The 23,546-nt window shown below is 44.9% G+C and carries 21 protein-coding genes; 12 read left to right on the top strand and 9 right to left on the bottom strand.

Features of this window, described 5'->3' with window-relative positions; translation table 11 throughout:
• The first annotated feature begins 250 nt into the window (after window positions 1–250).
• From KDM90_RS10795 to KDM90_RS10830, 8 genes are all read left to right on the top strand, one after another.
• Window positions 251–1,705, top strand: coding sequence for a sensor domain-containing protein (locus KDM90_RS10795; protein ID WP_212675615.1), 1,455 nt, complete (start codon window positions 251–253; stop codon window positions 1,703–1,705).
• Window positions 1,706–1,940: 235 nt separating this feature from the next.
• Entirely contained in the window at window positions 1,941–2,993 is a 1,053-nt protein-coding gene (locus KDM90_RS10800; protein WP_212675616.1) for a sensor histidine kinase, read from the top strand.
• Complete coding sequence (locus tag KDM90_RS10805; protein ID WP_212675617.1) at window positions 2,981–3,721, top strand: LytR/AlgR family response regulator transcription factor; 741 nt, start codon at window positions 2,981–2,983, stop codon at window positions 3,719–3,721. Before KDM90_RS10800 ends, KDM90_RS10805 begins: the two co-directional genes overlap by 13 nt.
• Window positions 3,722–3,850: 129 nt before the next feature.
• The gene (locus KDM90_RS10810) at window positions 3,851–5,047 is read left to right on the top strand and encodes an acyltransferase family protein (RefSeq protein ID WP_212675618.1); all 1,197 of its coding nucleotides are present in this window, start codon (window positions 3,851–3,853) and stop codon (window positions 5,045–5,047) included.
• Between the two features lie 616 nt (window positions 5,048–5,663).
• Window positions 5,664–6,635, top strand: coding sequence for a dihydrodipicolinate synthase family protein (locus KDM90_RS10815; protein WP_212675619.1), 972 nt, complete (start codon window positions 5,664–5,666; stop codon window positions 6,633–6,635).
• Between the two features lie 477 nt (window positions 6,636–7,112).
• Window positions 7,113–7,385 carry a type II toxin-antitoxin system Phd/YefM family antitoxin gene (locus KDM90_RS10820; RefSeq protein ID WP_186922967.1) on the top strand — a complete coding sequence of 91 codons (273 nt, stop codon included), beginning with the start codon at window positions 7,113–7,115 and terminating at the stop codon, window positions 7,383–7,385.
• Window positions 7,382–7,717: a type II toxin-antitoxin system RelE/ParE family toxin gene (locus tag KDM90_RS10825; RefSeq protein ID WP_212675620.1), complete on the top strand. Its 336-nt coding sequence runs from the start codon at window positions 7,382–7,384 to the stop codon at window positions 7,715–7,717. The genes KDM90_RS10820 and KDM90_RS10825 overlap by 4 nt, the downstream gene beginning before the upstream one ends.
• Before the next feature lie 319 nt (window positions 7,718–8,036).
• On the top strand, window positions 8,037–8,525 hold the full coding sequence (locus tag KDM90_RS10830; protein WP_212675621.1) for a phage tail protein: 489 nt from the start codon (window positions 8,037–8,039) through the stop codon (window positions 8,523–8,525).
• Window positions 8,526–8,601: 76 nt separating this feature from the next.
• On the opposite strand, the gene KDM90_RS10835 is transcribed toward KDM90_RS10830, so the two are convergent.
• Both KDM90_RS10835 and KDM90_RS10840 read right to left on the bottom strand, forming a co-directional pair.
• Complete coding sequence (locus KDM90_RS10835; protein WP_212675622.1) at window positions 8,602–9,450, bottom strand: transposase; 849 nt, start codon at window positions 9,448–9,450, stop codon at window positions 8,602–8,604.
• Window positions 9,451–9,680: 230 nt separating this feature from the next.
• A complete protein-coding gene (locus KDM90_RS10840; RefSeq protein ID WP_212675623.1) occupies window positions 9,681–11,474 on the bottom strand; it encodes an amidase in 1,794 nt (597 codons plus the stop codon).
• 673 nt (window positions 11,475–12,147) lie between these two features.
• On the opposite strand from KDM90_RS10840, the gene KDM90_RS10845 reads away from it, so the two are divergent.
• Entirely contained in the window at window positions 12,148–13,293 is a 1,146-nt protein-coding gene (locus KDM90_RS10845) for a hypothetical protein (protein ID WP_212675624.1), read from the top strand.
• Window positions 13,294–13,356: 63 nt separating this feature from the next.
• Window positions 13,357–14,052, top strand: a complete 696-nt coding sequence (locus KDM90_RS10850) for a hypothetical protein (RefSeq protein WP_212675625.1) — start codon at window positions 13,357–13,359, stop codon at window positions 14,050–14,052.
• A gap of 59 nt (window positions 14,053–14,111) precedes the next feature.
• Here the strand turns inward: KDM90_RS10850 and KDM90_RS10855 are convergent, their stop codons facing one another.
• The 7 genes from KDM90_RS10855 to KDM90_RS10885 form a co-directional block, all read right to left on the bottom strand.
• Entirely contained in the window at window positions 14,112–14,312 is a 201-nt protein-coding gene (locus KDM90_RS10855; RefSeq protein WP_212675626.1) for a hypothetical protein, read from the bottom strand.
• 318 nt (window positions 14,313–14,630) lie between these two features.
• Complete coding sequence (locus KDM90_RS10860; protein WP_212675627.1) at window positions 14,631–16,706, bottom strand: TonB-dependent receptor plug domain-containing protein; 2,076 nt, start codon at window positions 16,704–16,706, stop codon at window positions 14,631–14,633.
• Between the two features lie 242 nt (window positions 16,707–16,948).
• The gene (locus KDM90_RS10865; RefSeq protein ID WP_212675628.1) at window positions 16,949–17,923 is read right to left on the bottom strand and encodes a hypothetical protein; all 975 of its coding nucleotides are present in this window, start codon (window positions 17,921–17,923) and stop codon (window positions 16,949–16,951) included.
• A 343-nt stretch (window positions 17,924–18,266) separates the two neighbouring features.
• Entirely contained in the window at window positions 18,267–18,797 is a 531-nt protein-coding gene (locus KDM90_RS10870; RefSeq protein WP_212675629.1) for a hypothetical protein, read from the bottom strand.
• On the bottom strand, window positions 18,772–19,056 hold the full coding sequence (locus tag KDM90_RS10875; protein ID WP_212675630.1) for a transposase: 285 nt from the start codon (window positions 19,054–19,056) through the stop codon (window positions 18,772–18,774). The genes KDM90_RS10870 and KDM90_RS10875 overlap by 26 nt, the downstream gene beginning before the upstream one ends.
• A gap of 101 nt (window positions 19,057–19,157) precedes the next feature.
• Window positions 19,158–21,086 (bottom strand): FG-GAP-like repeat-containing protein, encoded by a 1,929-nt coding sequence (locus tag KDM90_RS10880; RefSeq protein ID WP_212675631.1) that lies wholly within the window; start codon window positions 21,084–21,086, stop codon window positions 19,158–19,160.
• A 65-nt stretch (window positions 21,087–21,151) separates the two neighbouring features.
• The gene (locus KDM90_RS10885) at window positions 21,152–21,460 is read right to left on the bottom strand and encodes a hypothetical protein (RefSeq protein ID WP_212675632.1); all 309 of its coding nucleotides are present in this window, start codon (window positions 21,458–21,460) and stop codon (window positions 21,152–21,154) included.
• 380 nt (window positions 21,461–21,840) lie between these two features.
• On the opposite strand from KDM90_RS10885, the gene KDM90_RS10890 reads away from it, so the two are divergent.
• Window positions 21,841–23,088 (top strand): AAA family ATPase, encoded by a 1,248-nt coding sequence (locus tag KDM90_RS10890; RefSeq protein ID WP_212675633.1) that lies wholly within the window; start codon window positions 21,841–21,843, stop codon window positions 23,086–23,088.
• The gene (locus KDM90_RS10895; RefSeq protein WP_212675634.1) at window positions 23,088–23,543 is read left to right on the top strand and encodes a hypothetical protein; all 456 of its coding nucleotides are present in this window, start codon (window positions 23,088–23,090) and stop codon (window positions 23,541–23,543) included. Before KDM90_RS10890 ends, KDM90_RS10895 begins: the two co-directional genes overlap by 1 nt.
• The last annotated feature ends 3 nt before the right edge of the window (window positions 23,544–23,546 follow it).

A 23,546-nucleotide genomic window follows, 5' to 3' on the forward strand; every position in this document is an offset into this window, starting at 1 on the left:
ATCTCTCTGTTTTACATCCCGACTAACTGTCAAGTCCCTGAACAGAAAACGGTCGTCTGCTCGCTCCGTTGTTTTCACTCAACAGTTGCTCGTCGTTATCCACCAGACAATAGCCTGCCAGCACCAATCCAGACCACACCTACCACAGCATTCTAAATCTGTCTGTTTATTGCGATATTTCACATTTCTTAAGAGGTTATAGGTTTAAGATAGAACACATCCATTAGGCGAATACTCAGTCTGGACATGTATGAACCAACAAATGCTCTCGCTGGCGAATTTCACAGAAGATAATCTGCGTGCCATACTGCAAGCATTGCCCGCGCTGATCTGGCTGAAAGATCCCGACGGTGTTTATCTGGCCTGTAACGAGCGCTTTGAACAATTCTTTGGCGCCTTGGAAAAAGACATCATCGGTCGCACCGACTATGATTTTGTCAGTAAAGAATTGGCCGATTCTTTCCGCGCCAACGATCTATTAGCCATGCAAAAAAGCGGCCTGAACATCAACGAAGAATGGATTAACTTTGCCAGTGACGGACACCGCGAACTAGTCGAAACCAGTAAAACACCTTTACACAATGCCGACGGCAAACTGATCGGTATCTTAGGTATTTCACACGACATCACCAAACGCAAACAACTAGAAAAATACGAACAATTTCGTAGCTCTACCTTAGAATTACTAGCGAAAAATATCCCCTTACCCAGCGTGTTAGAAGCCATCGTGCGCGGAGTTGAGCTACTACATACCAACTTTATGTGTAGCATTTTATTGCTGGATAAAGAAGGCAAACATCTGGTCGATGGCGTTGCCCCTAGCTTGCCTAGTTTTTACAACCAAGCCATCAATGGCGTTGAGATCGGTATGGGCGTTGGCTCATGTGGAACGGCTGCATTTTTGGGCCAGCGTGTGGTGGTGGACGATATCGCCAGCCATCCCTATTGGGCGCCGTATGCCGAGCTCGCAGCGCGAGCGGGCTTAGGCTCCTGTTGGTCGCAACCGATACTTTCGTCTGAGTTACAAGTATTGGGAACCTTCGCCATCTACCACCGAGAAAAAAATGCACTCGCTGATTTGGATGTCTACATCATCGAACAATCGGCGCAGCTCGCTAGCATCGCCATCGAACGTAAGCGGATAGAATTGAAGATGCAGCATATGGCCTTCCATGATGCGCTCACTGGTCTACCGAATCGTAGCCTGCTTGACGATAGACTAGAACAGACCAAGGCCATTTGCAGACGGCATCATCATTTTGCCGCGGTGTTGTTCATCGATCTCGACAATTTCAAACCACTCAATGATGAACATGGTCACATCGCGGGTGATATCCTGCTGCGAGAAGTCGCCCAACGGATTAGCCTCTGCGTACGCGAAGTCGATACCGTCGCGCGTTTCGGTGGTGATGAATTTGTGGTAATCCTCAGCGATCTAGAAAGTGAGCTGGCGCCAGCGGAACAGCTCGCTTGCAATATCGCTGAAAAGATACGCGCATCCCTATCCGCCCCCTATCAAATCAACATTGCGAATACCCACAGCAAGACCAGCGTTCAACACCACTGCACCGCCAGCATCGGTGTCGTCCTCCTACGTCACTTACACAACAATGACATCGACATTATCAAATTTGCTGATCAAGCGATGTACCAAGCCAAAGCCACAGGCCGCAATCGAATCTGCTTTTTGGACAGCAAACCCTAAATTTTAGGTCAGCGCTATATCAGCAAGCGCAATCCGTAGAAACTTGGTCAGCGCATTCTTCCTTCGATTTATCGACGAATAAATGTTGGATCATAGTGGATGGATGTGGCATGTTAGGCTAGGCCCTCTGTGCGCACCGAGTCTCACTGGCGAAGACTTAGTATCACCTTCACTTTAGTTGCTGACAAGTCTGTACAAATACGTAAGAATAGAATTTTTCTTCTTCGTCTTCACTGTGATTCTTTCCCGCACCGCACGTATTGTAAGCGCCGCCTGGCTATTGTTCTGGGGGCTATTGGTCGTCACGGCGGTGCAAGATTTTGTCCGTGATGGCGGGACTGCTATTTGGCAACCCGTGCTATGGGAATTATCGTCGGGAGTGTCGGCTACTTTCTTGACGCTGCTGCAATTGCACTTAACGCGCCGGTATGATCATCTGCTAGCGACCCCATGGCGTTGGTTTCAACGCCAATTGATTTGGATACCATTTAACTCTCTGGCATTTGTTCCGATGGCATTTAGTATCCGCCATGGAGTGTATGCGCTGATGGGAGAGACGTATACGCATCAAGCTTGGCCGCAGCTCTTCTTATATGAGTCGATCAAGATCTCGCTGTTCTTCGCTATCTTTATCGTCTCGCGCTTTGGCGTATTGTCGTTTCAAAAAATGCTGGACGAACGGGCACGTGCCGAACAAACCAAGCATTTATTGAATCAGGCACAGCTGTTTCGACTCACTCAACAGATGCAGCCACATTTTCTGTTCAATGCGCTCAACACCATCTCCTCGCTCATGCAAACGGATGTAGCACGTGCCGATGCTGTTTTGCAGCAGTTAGCAGATATGTTACGGGCTAGTCTTGATTTGAGTGAGCAGTATGAAATTACGCTCGCGAGTGAGCTGCGACTGGCGCGGGCTTATGCGACCCTAATGACTGAACGCTTTGTCGATCGCGTAGAAATCGATTGGGACATCGATGATGCAAGCTTAGCGTGTAAAGTGCCGGTGATGAGCTTGCAACCCTTGATTGAAAATGTGTTTAAGCACACGGTGGAGACGCGTCGTCACATGACCCACATCAAGGTGAGTGCCGCGTTATTCGAAGGCCAATTAGTGCTCAGGGTGGAGGACGATAGCGGCAGTTTGGGGCCAAGCGGAAACGGCATTGGCATCGTGAATTTGCGGGCACGGCTTGAAGCTCTGCATCTCGATCAAGCTAGCTTTAAGCTAGTGCAATTGTCACCAGCGGGTGTACGAGCCGAAGTGAGTTTGCCATGCGTGTATTGATCGTAGACGACGAAAGACCTGCCCGTGACAAGCTGCGCCGCTTGCTGGCGCAGGAGACCGACATCCTGAGTATCAGCGAGGCACGCGACGGGATCGAGGCACTTGAGCGCATCGCCGCAGAAACACCTGATGTCGTGTTTCTGGATATTCAAATGCCAGAAGTGAGCGGCATCGAACTAGCGGCGTCATTACCCACACCTGCACCACTGATCGTCTTTGTCACCGCCTACGATCAGTACGCCATTCGGGCTTTTGATACGAATGCGATTGACTATCTGCTGAAGCCCTACGACCAGACGCGTCTACTTCGAGCGCTAGAGCGTGTGCGCGAACGCATGTTGGCACAGAGAGCAACTTCAGCAACCACTGCAAACACAGCAACAAGTTCAAGCCCGGCGTCAGGTCTGCCAGTGCGCCAGCTTTTGGTGAGTGAACGCGGCAAGACTAGAGTAGTCAAAGTCGAGCAAATTCAATGGATAGAAACCGCCGACAATTATGTGGTCTTGCACACACTAGATGCCCAATTCCTTCTTCGCCAAACCTTGACCGGGTTGCTGGAGCAGTTAGGCGAGGCGTTCGTCCGCTGCCATCGGCGTGCGGCGGTAAAAACTGATTGTATCGAAACCGTCATCACGCTTGAAAAAGGCGATTGCGAACTCGTCTTACGTGGCGGCGCACGGGTTTCATGTAGCCGCCAGTTTCGCACTTCGGTGATAGAAAAACTATAAACTCGGTACCGAGTAAATACGCTAATAATCCAGCTCGCCCCAGCCGCAATCCAATTCGCCCCATCTCGCTGGCGCCTCGATTTATTCTCAATTAGTCTGCATCCTGTTATCACTATCAGGTCACACATCATGCTCACAAATCACCATGACGACAGCCGCCAGTTCTTTCTTGACTGGGTACGCATTTTCGCTTTTTTTGTTCTTATTTTTTATCACGTGGGAATGTATTACGTCACTTGGGATTGGCACGTCAAGAGTGTCCACGCTAGCAATGCGATTGAACCATTGATGAAGCTTTCTTCGCCATGGCGGCTCGGCTTATTGTTCTTGGTGTCGGGTGTCGCATCGAGCTGGATGCTGAATAAGCTCAGCATCGGTCGTTTTATCCGGCAACGGAGTGCGCGACTCTTGATCCCGCTGATTTTTGGCATGCTGGTCGTCACGCCGCCTCAAGCCTTTATTGAGGCAGTCGAACAAGCTGGGTATCAGGGAAATTACTTCGATTTTATGAAGCTGTATCTTCAGGCTTATCACGGCTTTTGCGATAAGGATGGTTGTCTCGATCTTCCAACCTGGAATCATCTCTGGTTTGTGCCTTATCTATGGATTTACTCCTTATTATTGGCTGGAATCTCGCTCGGCCTTGGCAAGCATTTTGAGTCACTCGGCAACTTCTTAGCGAAACATCTAAACGGTTGGAAGTTATTTGTGCTACCAGCACTCCTACTTGGTCTAATCCGTATTTTGTTGGCGAATCGGTTTCCGACGACGCACGACTTAGTCAATGATTGGTTTAATCACGCCAATTCATTTAGCCTGTTTTTGCTCGGCGCTTTGTTGGCACGTCAAACTGAATTCTGGCAAGGCTTTAATACCGCGCGTTGGACTTTGCTAGGCACGGCACTCGCTTGCTGGGCGTTGGTGCTGATCTTCGATGCCTGGCCTGACGACAGATGGCCAGCCACGCCATTTCCTGTTTGGAGCAAGCTGTATCATTTAATTTATTCACTATGCCAGTGGAGCGCGATTGGTGCGGCATGTGGCTTCGCGCACAAGCATCTTCAATTTGATAGCCCCAAACGACGCTATCTGACCCAAGCTGTTTTTCCGCTATATATTTTGCATCAGACTTTTATCGTGGTATTCGCCTATGTGCTCAAACCAGCTTCACTAGCACCAGGGATTGAAGCGATAGTGTTGATCGTATTAACGATTACGAGCAGCTTTGCGGTATTTGAAATCGTGCGCAGAATACCAGCACTACAACCCATGTTTGGCTTGCGTGCGGATAAGGTCTTGGCACTGCAATCGACTGCACCTCATTAATAAAGAGCAAATCCGCGATGTCGGATAGATAGGCTCCAACATCCACACATTGGGTATTGGAGCCTTTAATATTGGAGCCCCTAATGCTTCTCATCCCATCAGACACCGTTGCTCGGCTTGTTTCAACCAACAGGCGAATAAGTTGAATATTTCAGCTATGTGGGCTAATATATTAACGGTATACTTAATTTATGTGCGCATTCCGCTGCTTGAATTTCCTAGGATTGTTGGTAAAAGCAAATAAGATGAGTGAATGTCTATGGTTCCGTTTGCTCTGATCTAAAAGTGAATAGTGCGAAGTGAAAAGTGCGATCGCGATAGCAAAGACAATATGCGCTCTGGTTTCAGCCTATGGTTGACATGATTTGGCATGTGGTGGGCTAAGTGCGTGAGCTTAAGCCCTTTGATAGCGTAACCTAATAAGCCTCCAGTTTTACCGGCATTGGTTCAACTGTTACGAACTATTTAGTGAAATTTGTATGTAATGTTTTTAAATGTAGGGCTTACGCAAAATTGCGCTAGCTAGGCGTGTCGCCGAAGACAGTACATTTGTACGGCGAGGCGACAACAACGACGCTAACGTCTGTTTTGCTGAAGTACTAAAATAATAGGGAATATGATGGAAACAAATAGTAAAGATTGGCGATATACGGTGATGCCAGCGGTGTTCACATGGCTAAAAGAGTCAGAATCCGGCGCTCTCGAAATTGACTTTGATGAGACAAAAAGACAAGCCGCATCTGTCTTAAAAGCGCAGGGAAAAGGCGGTAGCCGATTTGGTGGATTGGTCGCGTCTGGTACGCTCGGTGAAAACAGTTACCTGACTCCCGAACAGCGTCTCGCTTTACTCAAATCCCTATCTGCAGTTGCAAAAGAATACGATGTCCCATTGATCAGTGGCGCTGCAGCAGAAACCAAGGAACAGCTCGCGACTATCATTGAAGGACTCGCAGGAGTTGGCGTGAATACCGTCATGGTCATGCCACCAAAAACCAAGGAAGCGCCTTCTGATGAAGAAATGTATGCCTACTATGCACTTGCCGCAGCCACTGCAAAAAAAGTAGGCGTCACCATCATGCCGTATAACAATCCTGACGCAGCTGGCTATCATGCACTGTCAACCGATCTTCTGAGAAAGCTGTCTGCGCTACCAGAAGTCGTCGCTCTCAAAATATCGACGCTCGATGTGTCGATCATCGAAACGCTGATCGTAGAAAATAGTGATCTCAAAGTTTTAGCGGGCGTTGACTCTGTCACTGTGCATGCAGGATTGGCTGGCGCATGCGGTGGGATTACTGGTGTAGGCACCATCTTCCCCAAAGCAAGTATCACGATGCAAGAGCATGTGTTGAAAGGTGAATGGGCTGAGGCCAACAAAATTTCTCAGGCACTCAACTCCATCTCCTATCTCGATGCGCAGCCTTTGCTGTTGGAATACCTGAAGTTTGCCATGGGCATTCATCATAATGATGCCGAAGGTGGGCTTCGCACTTACGGTAAGAAATTGACGCAACAGCAAATTGATGATGTGCGCGCAAGATATATGCTTGCAAAAGAAAGATTGGAACGCTTGGGTTTGGCGGACTGATTCTTTCAAATAGTGGACTTACGCAAAAAGAGATAGCTCCTAGCAAGCATCTGTAAGACCATCAACTGTAAGTATTTGTGGGAGCTTTGCCTTAACGACTCGGTCGAATTGTCGATCGGGTCGTTTGTCTTTGAGAGAGACTATGCAAGCTTTCGCGTAGATGTTTCTATGATGCTGGGAGCTTGCCATAAAATCGTGTCACGGAATGGGAGTCAAACCTTGCATTTGACGTTCGACATTCAGTACACCACTTTCTTTCTGCTTCACAGCCTGACTAACTGTCGCGTAACATACTCCAAATGACTACCTACTTGCTCTTGTGTGTAGTGCCCACTTAAGTATGCCAGTGCCATACTTCCGTTTCGCGGGTTTCCTCAATTGATAGAGTAATTCGATGGTTTGAAGGTAAGCGTTCATTGACAGGTCTAAATTAAGTCTTTAAACTGACTTTTCAATATTCATTCAAGGGAGTATGCCATGCGCCTTTCCGAACAAGTCAAACCAATCAGCTATTTCAAAGATAACGCAGCTAAAGCTATTGCTGAAATGACCGAGACGCATGAACCACTGATCATTACTCAAAATGGTGAAGCGACCTGTGTCATACAAGATATTAAGAGCTATGAAGACACAAAAAATACCATGGCTCTGCTGAAAATATTGGCGCTTGGTCGCAAGCAAATCGAAGAAGGTCAATTTAAACCTGCTCGCAAAGTCTTCGCAAAAATGGACAAGGAAATACTCAAGTGAGTTACACCGTGTACATGCTGGACGATGCGGAAGACGACTTATGGAACATCCATAGTTACATTAAGAACCAGTTCTCCAAAACCTTAGCAGATCAAATTTACGTCAGCATTCGCGACAGCATTCTCCTGTTAGAAACAAACCCGCTTCTAGGCACAAGCATTCCGCAACTCGCAGCACTAGGAATGACGCAGTGGCGACAAATGGTCGTCATGGAAAAAAATAGAGTGGTCTATGAAGTTGAGCAGAATCGCCAACATATTTATGTCTATTTGATCTGCACAGAACGGCAAGACTACGATGCTTTTCTTCAACGAAGGATTTTTAAAAGATAATGCAGAGCGCTTGTTCGTGGCGAAATTTAAGCTGCCAATCACCTATTGTTCGTCTGGTTAACATGTCGTTTCACGGCTCAAATTACTCCAAGGGCAGACACAGTTGACGGCAGGCGGCTAGATGATTATCAGTTCTAACTTTCATGCATGGTAGTTGGTCATGCTTGAATGTTGGAACTGACCTCAAGCTCATGTCAAATGTAAGGCCTGACCACGTGCTCCCGCGCGCGCTCGATCGAATGTTACGGTAGTAGAGATCAAAAAAATCACACACGAGCCATCTAATATCAACCACTACAAACAGTAAGGAAAATTACTCATGGAGTACAACGATTTACTAACCGGTTTTTACTTCAATGTGAAAGTTGATGGGAGCAGCAGCGATGCCGATGCCTCATTTCAGGAAGTTCATGGCTTATATAAAGAAATGAATATCGAAGAGGTGAATACTAACGATGAAAATCACTCTACGTACCGCCTACCCAGCACCGCAAAGTGTCCTAATCTGATTTTAAGGCGAGGTATCGCATCGACTAATTCCGAATTGATCGCTTGGTGCCAAAACACAATCGACTGTGATTTGGATAAGCCGATACAAACTAAGAATATTTCACTGACTCTAACCAATGAAAATGGGGAGAGTTGTATGAGTTGGCGTTTCGTGAAAGCATATCCGATCAAATATTCAGTTGCGGATCTAAAATCAACGGAAAATTCGATTTTATTGGAAATTCTAGAATTTAGTTACCAATGCTTTGAAGTTGAAACCAGTCCAGTCAAGGAAAGTAAGCTTAAATCAAGACGTTAATACATTCGATAAATTGGCTACAGTCATTCTGCGTTTAAGCATGCATGGGGTCAGGTTTTAATTCGACTTTAAGCAATCAATCAACACCACGCTCTTTCTGTCTCACAGCCCGACTAACCGTCGCGTAACTTACACCAAAATGGCTACCGACTTGCTCGAGTGTGTAGTGTCCATTTAAGTATGCCAGTGCCATATTTTCGTTTCGCGTATTCCCCAGATTGACAAAGTAATCCAATGGTTTGATCGGGGCTTGTTTTTGTTTTTTGGGGATGTCTTTGCGTGATTGTTCGGAATCGAGCTTGCATTGCATATCCAGTACAAAATCGTCGTCACCGAGATAAATTTGGTTCTTCAGGCTCTGCCAAGGAGAAGGCTGTCCTTTGCCCTGTTGTACAAATTCACGATAGCGCTGCTGTGCGATATGCTTGGTCTTGGCAAATCCACCCAGAACCCAATCGGTCGTTAAACACGCAGCACCTTCTACCATGCCTGCGGTAGCGCGATAACTGCTCCACGGCCAATCTTTAGCGCTGCGAACCATGCCAGCACGTACCGGATTTAAGGCGATGTAGCGCGTCAATTCAAGCAGGTAGGATTCCTTCTGCACCAAAATCGCTTTAAATCGCCCCTTAAAAACATGGCCGACGCGTTGATACTGCCGATTGACATACTGGGTATAAGAACCATTGAGCAATTTCATCCCGTCAGACAAACTTGCGCGATTGGTTTCAATCAACAGGTGGTAATGATTGTCCATCAGACAGTAAGCGTGACAATACCAATCATAACGATCCACCACGATTTTCAACAGCGATAAAAACCGCTGTCTATCATCGTCATTGCCATAAATGTTCCCTCGTGCATTCCCGCGAGCGGTGACGTGGTACAAAGCACCTGTGTACTCTATACGCAAGGGTCTTACCATTTCAATCTTCCGTCGGTTTAGTAACGGTCGAGTGTGGGATGGTGAAAGAGGAGTGTCAAATATAAGGCCTGACCCCGTGCACCTTGCTTACTTTTTCTATGTTTCAACATCAAATCGAATGCACATCTCCCTTTAATGAATTCAAGATATTGGAGATCTCTCAATTTTAGCAGCGAAATAGAACTCGCTTCTCAAAATAGGCGCCTACGCTTTTAATCTAAATAACTCAATCAAAACCCCGGCGGCCGTTCCCCCGCTACCGCAAAATGTTTTTCCAAAGCCAAGCCCGCACGGGCGATGGTGGCTTCGTCGAATAGGCGGCCGATGAAGGTGACGCCGTAGGGGACTTTTCTTGGTGTGCTGAATTTGATCGGCGGATTGTTGGGATCAGGTGCCCAGTCGCTGCGGGTTTCGGTGATTTCTACGCTGCCTGTTTTTATGGTCAACGATGGATGTCCGGTGAAGTTGGAGATCGTCAGCATTTCGTCGCGTAGTGAGGGCACGAGTAAGAGATCGACTTCGTTCATGATGCGGGCCATTTCGATGGCGACTTTGCGGCGTAGGCGGTCGGCTTGCACGAAGTCGACTGCGGAAAGGAAGCGCGCTTCGCGGAAGAGGTTGGGCCAGGCATCGGGGACTTGGGCTTTGAGTTGATTGACTCGGGCGTCTAAGGTGATGTCTTCGAAGGCCGCCGCCGCTTCGGCGAACAGCACCACATTCAAAGAACTGTAGGGCCAATCGGGTAGCGATACCGGCGTTGGAATCATGCCGAGTTTTTTTGCCGCTTCCAAAGCCGCGCGATCGACGTCGGTGGCGCCGCTATCGTTCATCCATGCGGGAAAGTAGCCGACTTTTAAGCCGCGTACGGAGGCATTGGCATCGAAATCCAAAGTCGATGGTACACAGGCGACGTCGGCTTGATCGGGGCCGGAGATCGCGTTCAATACCAACATAGCGTCTTCCACGCTGCGCGTCATCGGGCCCAATTTGTCGAGCGACCAGCATAAGGTCATGGCGCCGGTGCGTGGCACGCGACCATAGGTGGGGCGCAGACCCGTCACACCACAGCGCATACTCGGGCTGACGATACTGCCGCCGGTTTCGCTGCCGATAGAAAACGCGACCAATGCCGCGGCAGTGGCTGCGCCTGGGCCCGCGCTGGAACCAGAAGCGCCTTCTTCCAATAACCACGGATTCATGGTCTGCCCACCGAACCAAATATCATTGAGTGCCAAGGCACCTAAGCTGAGCTTGGCAATCATCACCGCACCCGCTTCGTTCAAGCGCGTGATGACGGTGGCATCTTTGTTGGGCACACGATCTTTAAACGGCTCCGCGCCCCAAGTGGTGGCGATGCCAGCGGTGTCTAACAAATCTTTCACGCCATACGGAATGCCATGCAAAGGCCCACGATATTTTCCGGCGGCGATCTCGGCATCGGCTTGCTTGGCGCGCGCCAAAGCATGTTCGCGCGTGACGGTGATGACACTGCGCAGTTTGGGATCGAGCCTTTGAATGCGGTCCAGATAAATTTGCGTCAAACGCATCGAACTCAACTGCTTCGTTTCAATCCAGCGCGACAATTGCGATACCGGCGCATAAGCGATGTCCGCATCGCTCTTCGGCAAAGGCATGGCTTTGGCGTGTGAACGTATGAATTGATTGTGGGCAGAGCGTTTTTTGCCAGCGACGACAGCAGGGTTCCACACCGTGGCAGGAGAAACTTCTACTTCGATCGCCAGCTTACGCGGCCCCGTGCGACGCTCCAACGAAGATGCCATCGACACCCGCCAACTATTCGCCGCCATCTCGCGCTCTGCCGGCGTCATCGACACTTGCATCAACTTCTCTGCTTCCGCAAACGTCGTCGCCGTCACTTCCGGTCCCACCGCCGCTGTCGCACCGAAGGTTGGCGGTGCACCGGGTGTAGTTGGATTTTGTTCAGCGAGTGCAACACGACTTGAAGTGGCTAAAGCGAGCAGGCCTAAAGGCGCATTCATCAGAAATTGGCGGCGAAGTTTCATACGTTCTCTTGGTTAGGTGAGGTGGATGAAACTTGATACTAACATGCGGTTGTCACAGTGTTAGAGCAGAAATTTGATTTTACTTGGTAAAATCAATGGTAAGTTTGCATCCTGTGTAGTTGCTATTCATCGCGAGATGGGTTATTCGAGGCTTGGCTCTGTGTATCTTGGAATTGAGTGTTCATCGAACAAATCTCGACCAAGAGATGGTAGTAATTGTCCATCAGACGGCGAGCCTGGCGATACCAATCATAGCGATCCAAGGTGATATTCAACCGCAAAAAAGCCGCTGTCGACCATCTTCATTCGCATAAATATACACGTGCAATCTCGAGGGTCGTGACGTGGTAAAAAGCACCTGCATACTCTATTCGCAATGGCCTCACCATTTCAATTTCCGCCGATTTTGTTTCGGTAGAGTCTCGAATGTCGAGTTACAAATATAAAATTTAAGTCTTATTCCTTGCTTGGATGTGCCCCTTTGTTTGCGAATTTCATATTGAAAGACTTAATCGCAGCAGTTAACGAATATTCGATATAGCCACTTGGCAACTGGAGTCGAAGAGCCCCCCAATTTGTTTGACTATTTAAAGAAAATGTTATCATTGAGCTTAGCTCAAAGCCTTACTGTGATCGTGGCAGCACTAGAGGAAAATACGTACGGAGAGTCAATATGGATACAAGCGAATCAACTTCATATAGCGCAGGGCTCCAGCGCGGTATCGACGGTAAGGCGGAGGACTCACCTCTTTTTGATTTGGTATCGATCTTCGAGAACGACGAGCAAAAGAAGCTACGATCAGAAGGGCATAAGGAGGGACTACGCATTCGCGCTCAGAATGCAGTACTAGCAGAAACACTCAATAGCATCAATGAAAAGCAAGTCGAATCAACTCTCAACAATACTGTTTCAAGTAACTCCAGCGAAGAAAGTTCTAGCTATAGTTCAAGTTCGGGTTCTAGCGACGGTGGTGGTCTCCTTAACCTCGTCGGGCTAATTGGCGGTGCTTTTGCTCTATATTACCTCTACATATTTGCCAACAAATTCTGGGACTACTGCTCCGACTGGAAGCTCCACACTCTGCTGCAAGACAAATATGTTGCAGCCTATTACTATTATTTGGTCATAGTGCCATTAAAAGGTTTTGCGGGCATTGCATCGATCTTAAAATCGATAGCTTTGACGATCGGTATCTCGGACGCTTGGTTCACCACCACAGCGACCATCGCCTTAGTTATATGCGGCATCATTTATGCCGCTGTATTATTGGTCGCATACTATTTTCTATTGTTACTGCCAAGCGTCGCTTTTGTTCAGATTAAAGGACTCGTTACCGGCGATACCAATAATAGAAATGATTCGTACCCGATCACATCATTCGCACTGATTTTTGCCATTATTCCGCTCTGTTTGTGGGGAGCATTGAGCTTCAAACAAAAAGATAGACTCGAACCAGATGTCGCCACGCTAGGTTCGCAATCGGAATCGACAAACCGCTCTACCGAAAGTGGATACGAGTCTAGATCAAAAAATAATCACAATACAATCAAACCTAGAACTTCAATCGAATCAAAGAAAAGCACGCCACAAATCGCTCAGACTGAGTTAGTGTCAATATCCCCAGCGAACCAGTTTGCCACTAACAAGGTGCCATCTAATGTTGTAAAAACTCCAGAGTCCATAGCAAAGGAAGTTAAAATTGAATACGGTGCAAAGCTTGACGCCTGTATCGACAAACATAATTTTGGACACACGATGGATGAGATCTTAACAACTCTCTGCGCAGACGAAAAAAAACAATATGATTTGCATCGTTAATCTACAAACACTCTGTCACCAACAATTAATGCAAAAGACCAATTTCATCACTAAGGAAATGCTATGAGTCCATCTCAAACGATCGGAATGCTGTTCGTATCAACTGGAATCCTTGCTGGCTGCGCCAACAATATACATCCTGTTGCGGTCTCAAATGACAAGCTCGAGATTAAAAAAATGACATCCTGCGCGCGCCCCATAGGTACGATTTTCATTCGTGAAAGTGATGCTCTACCTTCATACCGCCAAATCTATAACGCCGCTGGCAACACGAGCAACTATGGCCACCTCGAATCACTTGTGCCACTTGCTCGAGCAGCTCTTCAGACACGAGGTTGTTTTACGGTTATTGATGCTCCAAAATCAAATGACTGGAACAATAGCCAACAGGCTTCTGCCCGTTACAGGCTAAACATTGAAAGAGCAATGTTGGATGATTCTGGCGATTTCACGACAGATGAACTTGGCCGACGCAAGCGTGTATCACTTAACCCTGGTATAAGCGTAACTAAAGCACTATTTGGTTCAAGACTGATTACTTCAGTCATAAGCGTAACGATTACAGATTCCACCACAGGAACGGTTTATAGAGGTATTGGCCGAGCATCAACTCAAGAAAATTACACAAGTATGCCCGAAGTTCATGAACTATCGACACTTGCAATGGGACGAATAGTTCCCGGCGATGGCGATTTACTCTCGGCCGCAATGTTATTTAGTATTGATCGGGCTGTCGATGAATATCGAAAAACACGTTAAATGATATAAATGCGTTTCTTTTGAACGACCAGATTACTGCTTACCACTTGTATTCTCAGCTACTCGTTTTGCCTCAAGAATCCAACTTTGAAAAGACGTCCATTTACTTCGACACTTTCCAGACCAAGAACACGATCATCATCGTCTAGCGCAACTACATAGTCGCTGTTTGCTAGTTTAAATGGTTGTTGGAGAATCGTTTCATCCGCTGACAAAATCAATTCCTCAAGTTCAGCCTTGTCGTAATTTATCGAAAACATATATTTCCTAATTTTTAGCAGTCGTTTAATTTAGCTCCCGCGTGAGCGTAACAGAAAATCAAAACGCATCTATTTTGAAAGCCGAGAAAAACAGGCTCTTTGAAGTGGCTAAAGCAAGCAGGCCTAAAGGCCCATTCATTAGAAATTGGCGACGGAGTTTCATACGTTCTCTCAGTTAGTTGGGGTAGATGAAGCTTGATACTAACATGGTGTCGAAGAGGTGTTGGTGCTGAGGCAGGTTTCAATCACGCGTAGTTGATGCGGCTTGGACATCTATTTCAGATTTGTTCGGAAACAAAAATGGATGCCCTGCGAACATTAAAATCTAGTCTCAAAATTTATTCCTATCCGACGATTTGACAAGGCCTTTTCTAATGTCGTGATCTGATTTTGAAAATCTTGGTAGTGGTTCACCGAAATTTGATCTTGCCCTAAGAGATTATTCATCGTGAGGCGTAACTTAGCATCGCTACTGACTTTATATGAAAGATAGCTATCCAAACGCCGTTGCGGCTTGCTATAGCTGCTCAAGTACACAGTGCTTCTTACGTCTCCTTCGGAAGCGAAGTTAAAAGCTGAGCCTAAACTCCAAGTGTCATTTGGTTGATAATCGATTCCAAGATTGGCGGTTATTCTTGGTTGGCCTAACAATCGATTGTTAGGGCCAGGCACATTCAAAACGCTTGACCAGTTACGCCCAAGATTCGCTTGCACGGCAATATGGTTAAGGTCCTTCAATAATAAATTTAGAGGAAATTTGACGTCAATTTCTATTCCCTTTGCTTGGGCCTTACCATCATTATTTGGTTGACTCACCCATCGATTATTTACGAAGCGTAAATCTCGTTGAATTACATTCTGAATTTGTTTTGCATAAAACGATGCGGAGAATTTGAGTCCGTCCTTACCGAAATGTTCGAAAGCACCATCGACGCCCAAGGCAATTTCGGGCTTCAAACGATAATTGCCAACGAAATCTGGATAGATAACACTATTGTTTGCACCCCGAAAGTTGTCCGACACCAGTTCACGGAAGTTTGGATTTCTAAAAGTTCTGGCAAGTGCTAGACGAACTTGGTTTTCTTTATTATTTTCAAATTTCAGCAAGGTTTGATAGATGGGACTGAAGACATTCGTGTTACTCACCCACGGCATCACTTCTACATCGGTTACCCGAGTTTGAAAACCTTCCCATCTAAGCCCAAAGTAGTTGGACCACAAAGGTGTCGTTTGCCATTCATCTTGTGCATAAGCCGCCGCACGATAGATGGTGATGTCTTGTGATTGCACGCCGCCATCAACCGAATGAAATTCTCTCCCTAGATCCCAACCAGTTTTTACTTGATGTCCTTGAGTCAGTGGGCTCTCAAAGTTTCCGAAAAACTTGACTGTGGTTTGCTTATCATCGAATTCCTTTTTTACCACAGAAAAACTGGGAGCTCCTTGATTAGCATAGTCGGTCTGGCTTTGTTTCGAACTTGCGCTGTTAACCCCAAAATTTACCGACATCTTTGCATCGCCACCAAACCGATGATCTAATTTAGCGGTCGATCCAATTGCGAATCTCTGATCAGAATAATGTGTTTCATTTGCACTCTTCACATTTGAGGTTTGATCCTCAGTTAACCCAATTCCTGTGGTGCGAATATCAATCGGTTGAAAATAGACGCTATTGGAGATAGTTAATTGGTCGCCATTTCCAAGCGTCCAAACGAATCTCGGCTCGATATTAAGAGAAGGGAGTGTCGCTTTGCGTGTTAACTTCGTGTTTTGTTTCGAGAGAACATGATCTCTCAAATTGATGCTCTCAACGCTCAGGTACTTATTCTCACCAAGTCGTGCATCAGCAATTCTCATCCCAACATCATAAGCAAATTGTTCCGTTTTATCGCTAAACTGGAGAGAAAGATTTGAAAACAGCGTATCGCTACCCCAGCGGTCCACTGCCACCTTCAGATTGCGCTTTACAAATTTCGCGATTCCTCTAAGGACAATGTTGATTGTTCCACCGATTGCTTGCGTGCTATGTTCTGCGGTCGCAGACCGTATGATTTCAACTCGATCGATTTGGTTAAGATTTAAGGTATCGATGGTAGTGCCTCTGAGCAAAGGCTGCCCATCGACAAGAATCTGCGTATAGCCGTCTAAGCCGTTTAAACTGACGATGTTTCCTTTGACCGAAATGCCAGACTGTCTTCTCAATACCTCGACTAAATTCGTATCTCCAAATTTCTCAATTTCCGCACGGGTGACTATCTGTTTCATCGCGGTGTCATCCCGCTTCGCATCAAACTTGCGGCTTTTTACTTCGACGCTCTGCTGCGTTTCATTCGTCACACCAGTAGCTTGCCCTTCTTTTACTTTTTCTTGTGCATACGTGTTTGAAGTACTCAAAAATAGAAAGCAAATAGATAGATATGCGCACGTTTTTTCTATTTTATTGTTCGAGTTTTTCATTGTTGGTTTTGCGATCTCAATTTCCCGTCTGTTTAATCACGGTCAAGTCTGCGATGGTAAAAGAACGATGCCAAATGTAAGGTATGACTACTTTCTATGTTACCCACCACCCGCTAGGTACAAATATGCTACAGACTGTCGCGGCTCACATCAGCTCGACACAAGCTGCAAACCTAGAGCTATTTCTCCATCCCTCCCTGAGAAGCTTTCAAGAGTTCTTTATCAACCGCCTTTTGAGATTCGTTCTGAAATAAAAATTGCCCCAACGAAGTCTTACAAACCAGCCTGCCAGAATCACTTGAATCTATCGCACTAAGCTTTTCCGACCTAATTTTATTCAAATACTTGAAACACTCTCCTTCCTTGGCTATTTCATTACGTTCTTTGACGACTAAATTTGAAAAAGCGTGTGCATCTCCTGTTGGACATGACGCATTCATCCAATAAGCACTCTCAAGCATTCGCACTATTCTCTCTTTATACAAAATCAATAAGTCGACCAAATTAATCACAGACTCAGTGTCTGTAATAAATTTCTCAGTAGCCGCCTTACATGAAAGCTTCTCTTTTGATCGAGCTATAAATTCATCCAGACTCTCTACTTTGCGACTGACCAATAAATTTGCTGCATACTCCGTATATTCAGAGACGACGTTGGACTTTTCGGCCCCCATCACTTTCGTTATAGGATTTTTGCATTCGGCCTGAGTTTTACGCCAATGTTCAGCCAATTTTTGTCCTTCTTTCAAATCCGCAGACAATGCATTTTGTCGCTTCTTTACTGGAAGATCTCCATTTACAAATATGTCCTGCCAGCGGCTATTGATGATCCTCCTTATCTCATCGTACTCAAATATACAATTATTGGCCGTTGCAGTCTCGATATTGTTAAAAGCAATCTGCCTATTTCCAGCAGCTATTTCACTATTAGCACCAGCGCAGCTATGAGCTGCTTTTTGCCACAATTCAGCCGCCAATTTGTATTCATTACGAGCGTCGATCCACCTCTTTTGATCGAATACGAGTTTTGCCGTGGATGCAGCGTTCTTCGCTAATGCAAAAGCACCCTCACAATTGCTTTCCATAGCTTGAACAGGCAAGGAGAAAAGACAGATGAATGCAATCAATAATTGGTGTAAATAGTTATATTTCATGTTTAGTGTTCGAAAAAGAGTCGATCTCAACAGACAAAGAAACAGCAATTCGTTGGCTCAATCTTGGTTTAAGATTCAAAGTTTTAGGTGTATTTTTATACACGCCTCTACCAATGCATGTTTTGTTAAAGCCGATAAATGCTTTTATTTGAGTGCAGATAATAACAAGCAGGATCCTCAATCTGCCACGCTCAAGTATTGCACAAAAAATCATAAACGTATCGTAACGTTAACGCTTTTCGTGTATCTATCCAACAAAATAATTACGCAATATAAATTTTGAAGTGAAATCGTATTTTTTAAGGAAGAATGGGTAACAAGCCTTACATTTGAAATTCAATAGTCAAACAACACCACGCTCTTTCTGTTTCACTGCCCGACTAACCGTCGCGTAACTTACACCAAAATGGCTACCGACTTGCTCGAGTGTGTAGTGCCCACTTAAGTAGGCAAGTGCCATATTTTCGTTTCGCGTATTTCCCAAATTGGCAAAGTAAACCAATGGTTTGATCGGGGCTTGTTTTTGTTTTTTGGGGATGTCTTTGAGTGACTGTTCGGGATCGAGCTTGCATTGCACATCCAGTACAAAATCGTCGTCGCCGAGATAAATTTGGTTCTTCAGGCTCTGCCAAGGAGAAGGCTGTCCTTTGCCTTGCTGTACAAATTCACGATAGCGCTGCTGTGCGATATGCTTGGTCTTGGCAAATCCACCCAGAACCCAATCGGTCGTTAAACACGCAGCACCATCTACCATGCCTGCGGTAGCGCGATAACTGCTCCACGGCCAATCTTTAGCGCTGCGAACCATGCCAGCACGTACGGGATTTAAGGCGATGTAGCGCGCCAATTCAAGCAGGTAGGGTTCTTTCTGCACTCGCTTTAAATCGCCCCTGAAAAGCATGACCGACGCGCTGATAGTGCCGATTGACATACTGGGTATAAGAACCATTGAGCAATTTCATACCGTCAGACAAACTTGCGCGGTTTGTTTCAATCAACAGGTAGTAGTGATTGTCCATCAGACAGTAAGCATGACAATACCAATCATAGCGATCTACTGCGATTTTCAACAGCGATAAAAACTGCTGGCTATCATCGTCATTGCCATACAAAAATGGGGTCAGTTCCAACATTCAAACATAGTGTATGAATGTTAGAACTAACCCCTTGCTGTGCTGTGGTTCGACCTCTTGACTACTGGGGCTAATTAATGGGTGACCCCGTGCTTCAGATTTCAAAACCTAATGACATAGGTATTCCATGCAAATGCGCCAACAATACTATTATTATACAGAGTGAACCAAACAGTATCCTCGTTCTTGATTTTGACCAAATTCAATTGCTGCATACTCGGGTAGGACAGCGTTTGAACTTGCATGGTGCCACTTGGATTATTTGACGCTCGCAAAAACGCAATCTTATTTTCAACGAAAATAATATCTAAAATATCACCTTGTGCGCTACATGGGAGTGTAATTCTCGCATCGTCGGAAAAACTATTGTGACTATTTAGAAATATTGTGAACGGGATATCCCAAGGACTAGTTCCTGGAGTTGACTGACTTATCTTACTTGGGTCTACATTCCAGCCTAAGTTATTCTCACTGCCATACACTGCCAAATCAAACAAACCATCTTTATTTGCATCAATAAAATCTAAACTCCAAATCGATTTACGATTCGTACTGGGTGGAAGTTTATCCTGCACATCTGAGAAACTGCCATCATGATTATTTTTCAAATATGCTAGTCTCCCAAGCACTGGCGGTGAAGCAAGTACGATATCTGCATAGCCATCATTATTAAAGTCGGCTGCAGCTGCACCATGGCAATAACAGTTTAGTTCTAATTGAAAATTCTTATACTTTCCATCAGCCTGACTTAATAAATATCTTGGCTTTTCACCTTGTGGAAAACCTTGGGGTATTTCCCCATCAATCCCGTGACAAGCAACAAAGACATCTGGCTTTTTATCACTGTTAAAATCAGCTACGATAATTTTTCGCGGACTAATACAACCAGTTCGAGCATCATCTCCGATTAATTTTTCAGTCTGATCTATCCAACCACCTTTGCCATCGGAATGAAAAAAATAGATTCGACCTGCAACGGTCGATCCAAATCCATTTCTGCCAGCAAAAACGTTGGTTGCAGCAACCATCGAAATGGTGCCATCTTGAAAGAAATCTCCATAAGCATGTCCCGCAGTTATTGCCTCATCTTTTACATACTCATTTGAAATAGGCATTATTTGTGGAGCAATGTTTATATTCTTTGCATTGAGATAAGAAGTACGTTGTACCGGCACTGGTGCAGTCCTTAAGTCTTCTATTTGCCTAAAAAACCAATCGATCTTCCCAAAGGCTTCGATAGCCCGGCTTGTATCAATTGGAGTAACAGCGCTTACGATAGCGACAGTTTTTCTAATTGACTCCTCTGGAGCCTGATAAGTAATTCCCTGCTGGATAGAAATGAGATTTGCTACAAGCAGTTTGTTATCTAAATGATCCGCAACGAATCCATAGTTCTTGTCTCCTTTAAACGTATGTGCGGAATTCAATATTGTTCTCACTAACGTACCACGAGTTGCTGTACCATTTGATAACTGAAAATTCCAATAGTTGAGACCTTCTTGATCAACACTCTCCCTTCCAAGTACATTTCGGTAAATAACTTTGATGAAATCGGCATTGGTCATGCTGTCGGTGTATCCAGTTACTTCCGAAAAATTAAGTCCGGCACGATAAAACGATTCTCCTATTTGATCAAAAGTCATTCCCGCAACTTTTCGACCAATCCAATATTCGAGCCCATCCGCGTCAGGAATTCTACTGAAATAGGCAATATAAAGTTCAATGATCGCATTCATGTCTGTTACCGGAATTTTTCTATATGCTTCACCCATTTTTAAATTTACATTCAGATCGACGAATCTAAATACATCCGCCGAAGTGAAAATTTGAGAAACACCATTTTTATCGGTAACAACAAATGAATCACTTTTCTTTAAAATTGCATAATCTGAGCGAGGACCATCGAAGGTAATAATCGATTGAGTTGATTGAGGAGCCGGAGCTAGAGTAGCGCTCAGAGTTGAAGAGTCACCACCACCTCCACATGCAGTGAGAAGAGCGACTAATATCAATGAGAGTTTGGTCTTCATTTTGAATCCTTGTTATAGGTATTTTATGTTTCTTCGATAGTGATCTTACAGACTCGGCATTTAATTTAACGATCTGCTTCAGCAAATTTAGAAAGCTCATTAATTAGGGCGCGATCTTTTACCCAAGAAATTCCGTTTTGAAGATTACTCAGACGATATACAGCAGCATCACTAGCGTTGAGAGTGTGCCATCCTTTTTTAATTGAAAAACGAGCCGAATAGGTTACCACCCAACATTTTATGCGGGGCCGTGGTTGATTCGATTTAAATGCTCCGTACTTTCCGATGTCACCGTCCAAGCTTACTTGCGGAACATTTGCACCTTCTATCTCGAAAGTATGTATGACGCGTTTCTTGCGGGGGAGTTCTGACATTCACACACTATTTGAAAATGTTTGAGGCCCCCCTTCTTTTCAGATCTGCCCATTAATTGGACACAAAGCGGTACTGAGATACTTCTGGAGTAGCAGTGCTACTTGGGCGAAAACAGCAACAGCATTTTCGCTAGAACCACATGGGTGACTGGTGCGATTCACGCAACCACACATTGAAGCAAAAGGCACGACAGCATTTTGAAACGAATGTGCGATGGCGTTACAGGAAAATTTTTATCGCGGTAATTTGCGAGTATTTGGTTCGACTTCTTGACTACCGGGGGCTAATGGATGACTCCTTGATTTTTTTATTTAGACTTTATCCAAAATCATTGTTACTGTTATGATGATTATTTTAATTAACTTGTGTAGGTTTCCAAATGCGTAAACTAGTAATTAAAGATTTTTCATGTATCGCAAAAGCTGAATTGGATTTTAGTCGGGTAACGGTTCTAATTGGGCCACAGGCTAGCGGAAAAAGTATTTTGTGCAAACTAAGCTACTTTTTTATCGACATTTTGCAGGAACAATCGAATTTAGTGAGCGATCACGAAAATCTCGATTCGTTTACAAAGCAATTAAAAATTAGGTTCTGCGAATGGTTCCCGCCATCTGCTTGGGGTGATAAGAAATTCAGCATCGATTTTTTTGCTGGTGAATATTCTGTTCAACTGAGCAGAAAAACATACAAGGGTATGGTCAGCGAAGATTTTCGAGTGAAATACTCATCTGCGTTCGAGCAACAGTATAACGAAACGTACTTACAAGTTAAGAAATTTCTATCTAGACCCAAGAAGAACGAATCTGACTTTTTTGAGATTGAGTGGGAAATTAGACACCTGTGTGAAAAATCATTGTCTAAAGTTTTAGGTTCTGACTATGTTCCTTCGCAAATTTTTATACCTGCTGGACGATCTTTTTTTACAAGCATTGGAAAAGCGGTAGCGGCATTCGAGCAAGGTAAAGTTTTAGATCCATTGACAATTAGGTTTGGTCGAATTTTTGCCGCTTATAAAGATCGACGCTTTGGAATGAATAGTGAAAATGTTGAAAAAAGCGGCATTCGAGAGTCTCTTAACTTACTTTTGGGTGGCGATTATGTAAACAGGAATGATTCCGAATATGTTCAATCAACAGATGGAAGAAAAATCCCTATTTCCGCTCTTTCATCTGGTCAACAAGAACTATTGCCATTGGTAACGGTATTACCACGGTTTATTTCGGCGAGCCGCCGAAATATTTATATCGAGGAGCCAGAAGCGCATTTATTTCCCTCTGCTCAAAGCAAATTGGTGGAAATATTCTCCAATTTAATTAATCAAACTCGCAATAATGTGGACATGGTATTGACAACACATAGTCCGTACGTTCTGGTTAAATTAAACAATTTAATTAAGGCTGGTCAGTTAGGTAGAGTACAAATTCGAGACCGCTCAACAAAAGTAAGTGAAGTTATCCCAAAGAATTTTTGGATGCGTCCAAATTTTGTGAAAGCTTACGCAATAATTAACGGTGAACTTAAAAACATAATTGATAAAGATGGCTTCATAGATGCAGAATATCTTGACGACGTCTCGGGTGAAATTTCGAATGAATTTATGCGTCTCCTAGAAATTGAGGTCGCGTAATGACACCGACAGAAATAAAATCTCAATTCTACAAAAAAACAAATTCTTCAAAAATTAAAGTAGAGGAAAATGGTAAACAAGCCGTATTTTTGAATCCAAATCGAAGTGCTTATTTCGTGATTAGAGTCGACGGTCATTTAATTAAAAATAAGGTCGCTTGTGATTTCGTTGTTTCGAAAGAAGAATTTGCGGATTTAATGATCGAATTAAAAGGCATGGATGTAGACCACGCTGTGGAACAAGTTCTTTCAACAGCAAAATTTTGGCATGACACAGCACTTAGAGAAGGAAAAATCGCGGCGCTCGTAGTCAGCTCGAGATATCCACGATTTGATTCAAAAGTCGCTCGGTACAAAGAAAAATTCGCACGACAATTTAAAGGTCCTTTGCATTTAGTTACAAAGAACCAAGAATATTGCATGGAGCGAGTAGTCGAATTCAATGGGCCATTATAGTCG

This window comes from Affinundibacterium fentianense (assembly GCF_018139545.1).
Lineage (GTDB): Bacteria > Pseudomonadota > Gammaproteobacteria > Burkholderiales > Burkholderiaceae_D > Undibacterium > Undibacterium fentianense.

Bases quoted from the DNA above. Each gene is read 5' to 3' on its own strand.
- KDM90_RS10795 (WP_212675615.1), top strand. From the start codon at position 251: ATGAACCAACAAATGCTCTCGCTGGCGAATTTCACAGAAGATAATCTG.
- KDM90_RS10805 (WP_212675617.1), top strand. From the start codon at position 2,981: ATGCGTGTATTGATCGTAGACGACGAAAGACCTGCCCGTGACAAGCTG.
- KDM90_RS10810 (WP_212675618.1), top strand. From the start codon at position 3,851: ATGCTCACAAATCACCATGACGACAGCCGCCAGTTCTTTCTTGACTGG.
- KDM90_RS10815 (WP_212675619.1), top strand. From the start codon at position 5,664: ATGATGGAAACAAATAGTAAAGATTGGCGATATACGGTGATGCCAGCG.
- KDM90_RS10820 (WP_186922967.1), top strand. From the start codon at position 7,113: ATGCGCCTTTCCGAACAAGTCAAACCAATCAGCTATTTCAAAGATAAC.
- KDM90_RS10830 (WP_212675621.1), top strand. From the start codon at position 8,037: ATGGAGTACAACGATTTACTAACCGGTTTTTACTTCAATGTGAAAGTT.
- KDM90_RS10835 (WP_212675622.1), bottom strand. From the start codon at position 9,450: ATGGTAAGACCCTTGCGTATAGAGTACACAGGTGCTTTGTACCACGTC.
- KDM90_RS10840 (WP_212675623.1), bottom strand. From the start codon at position 11,474: ATGAAACTTCGCCGCCAATTTCTGATGAATGCGCCTTTAGGCCTGCTC.
- KDM90_RS10845 (WP_212675624.1), top strand. From the start codon at position 12,148: ATGGATACAAGCGAATCAACTTCATATAGCGCAGGGCTCCAGCGCGGT.
- KDM90_RS10850 (WP_212675625.1), top strand. From the start codon at position 13,357: ATGAGTCCATCTCAAACGATCGGAATGCTGTTCGTATCAACTGGAATC.
- KDM90_RS10855 (WP_212675626.1), bottom strand. From the start codon at position 14,312: ATGTTTTCGATAAATTACGACAAGGCTGAACTTGAGGAATTGATTTTG.
- KDM90_RS10865 (WP_212675628.1), bottom strand. From the start codon at position 17,923: ATGAAATATAACTATTTACACCAATTATTGATTGCATTCATCTGTCTT.
- KDM90_RS10875 (WP_212675630.1), bottom strand. From the start codon at position 19,056: ATGTTGGAACTGACCCCATTTTTGTATGGCAATGACGATGATAGCCAG.
- KDM90_RS10880 (WP_212675631.1), bottom strand. From the start codon at position 21,086: ATGAAGACCAAACTCTCATTGATATTAGTCGCTCTTCTCACTGCATGT.
- KDM90_RS10885 (WP_212675632.1), bottom strand. From the start codon at position 21,460: ATGTCAGAACTCCCCCGCAAGAAACGCGTCATACATACTTTCGAGATA.
- KDM90_RS10890 (WP_212675633.1), top strand. From the start codon at position 21,841: ATGCGTAAACTAGTAATTAAAGATTTTTCATGTATCGCAAAAGCTGAA.
- KDM90_RS10895 (WP_212675634.1), top strand. From the start codon at position 23,088: ATGACACCGACAGAAATAAAATCTCAATTCTACAAAAAAACAAATTCT.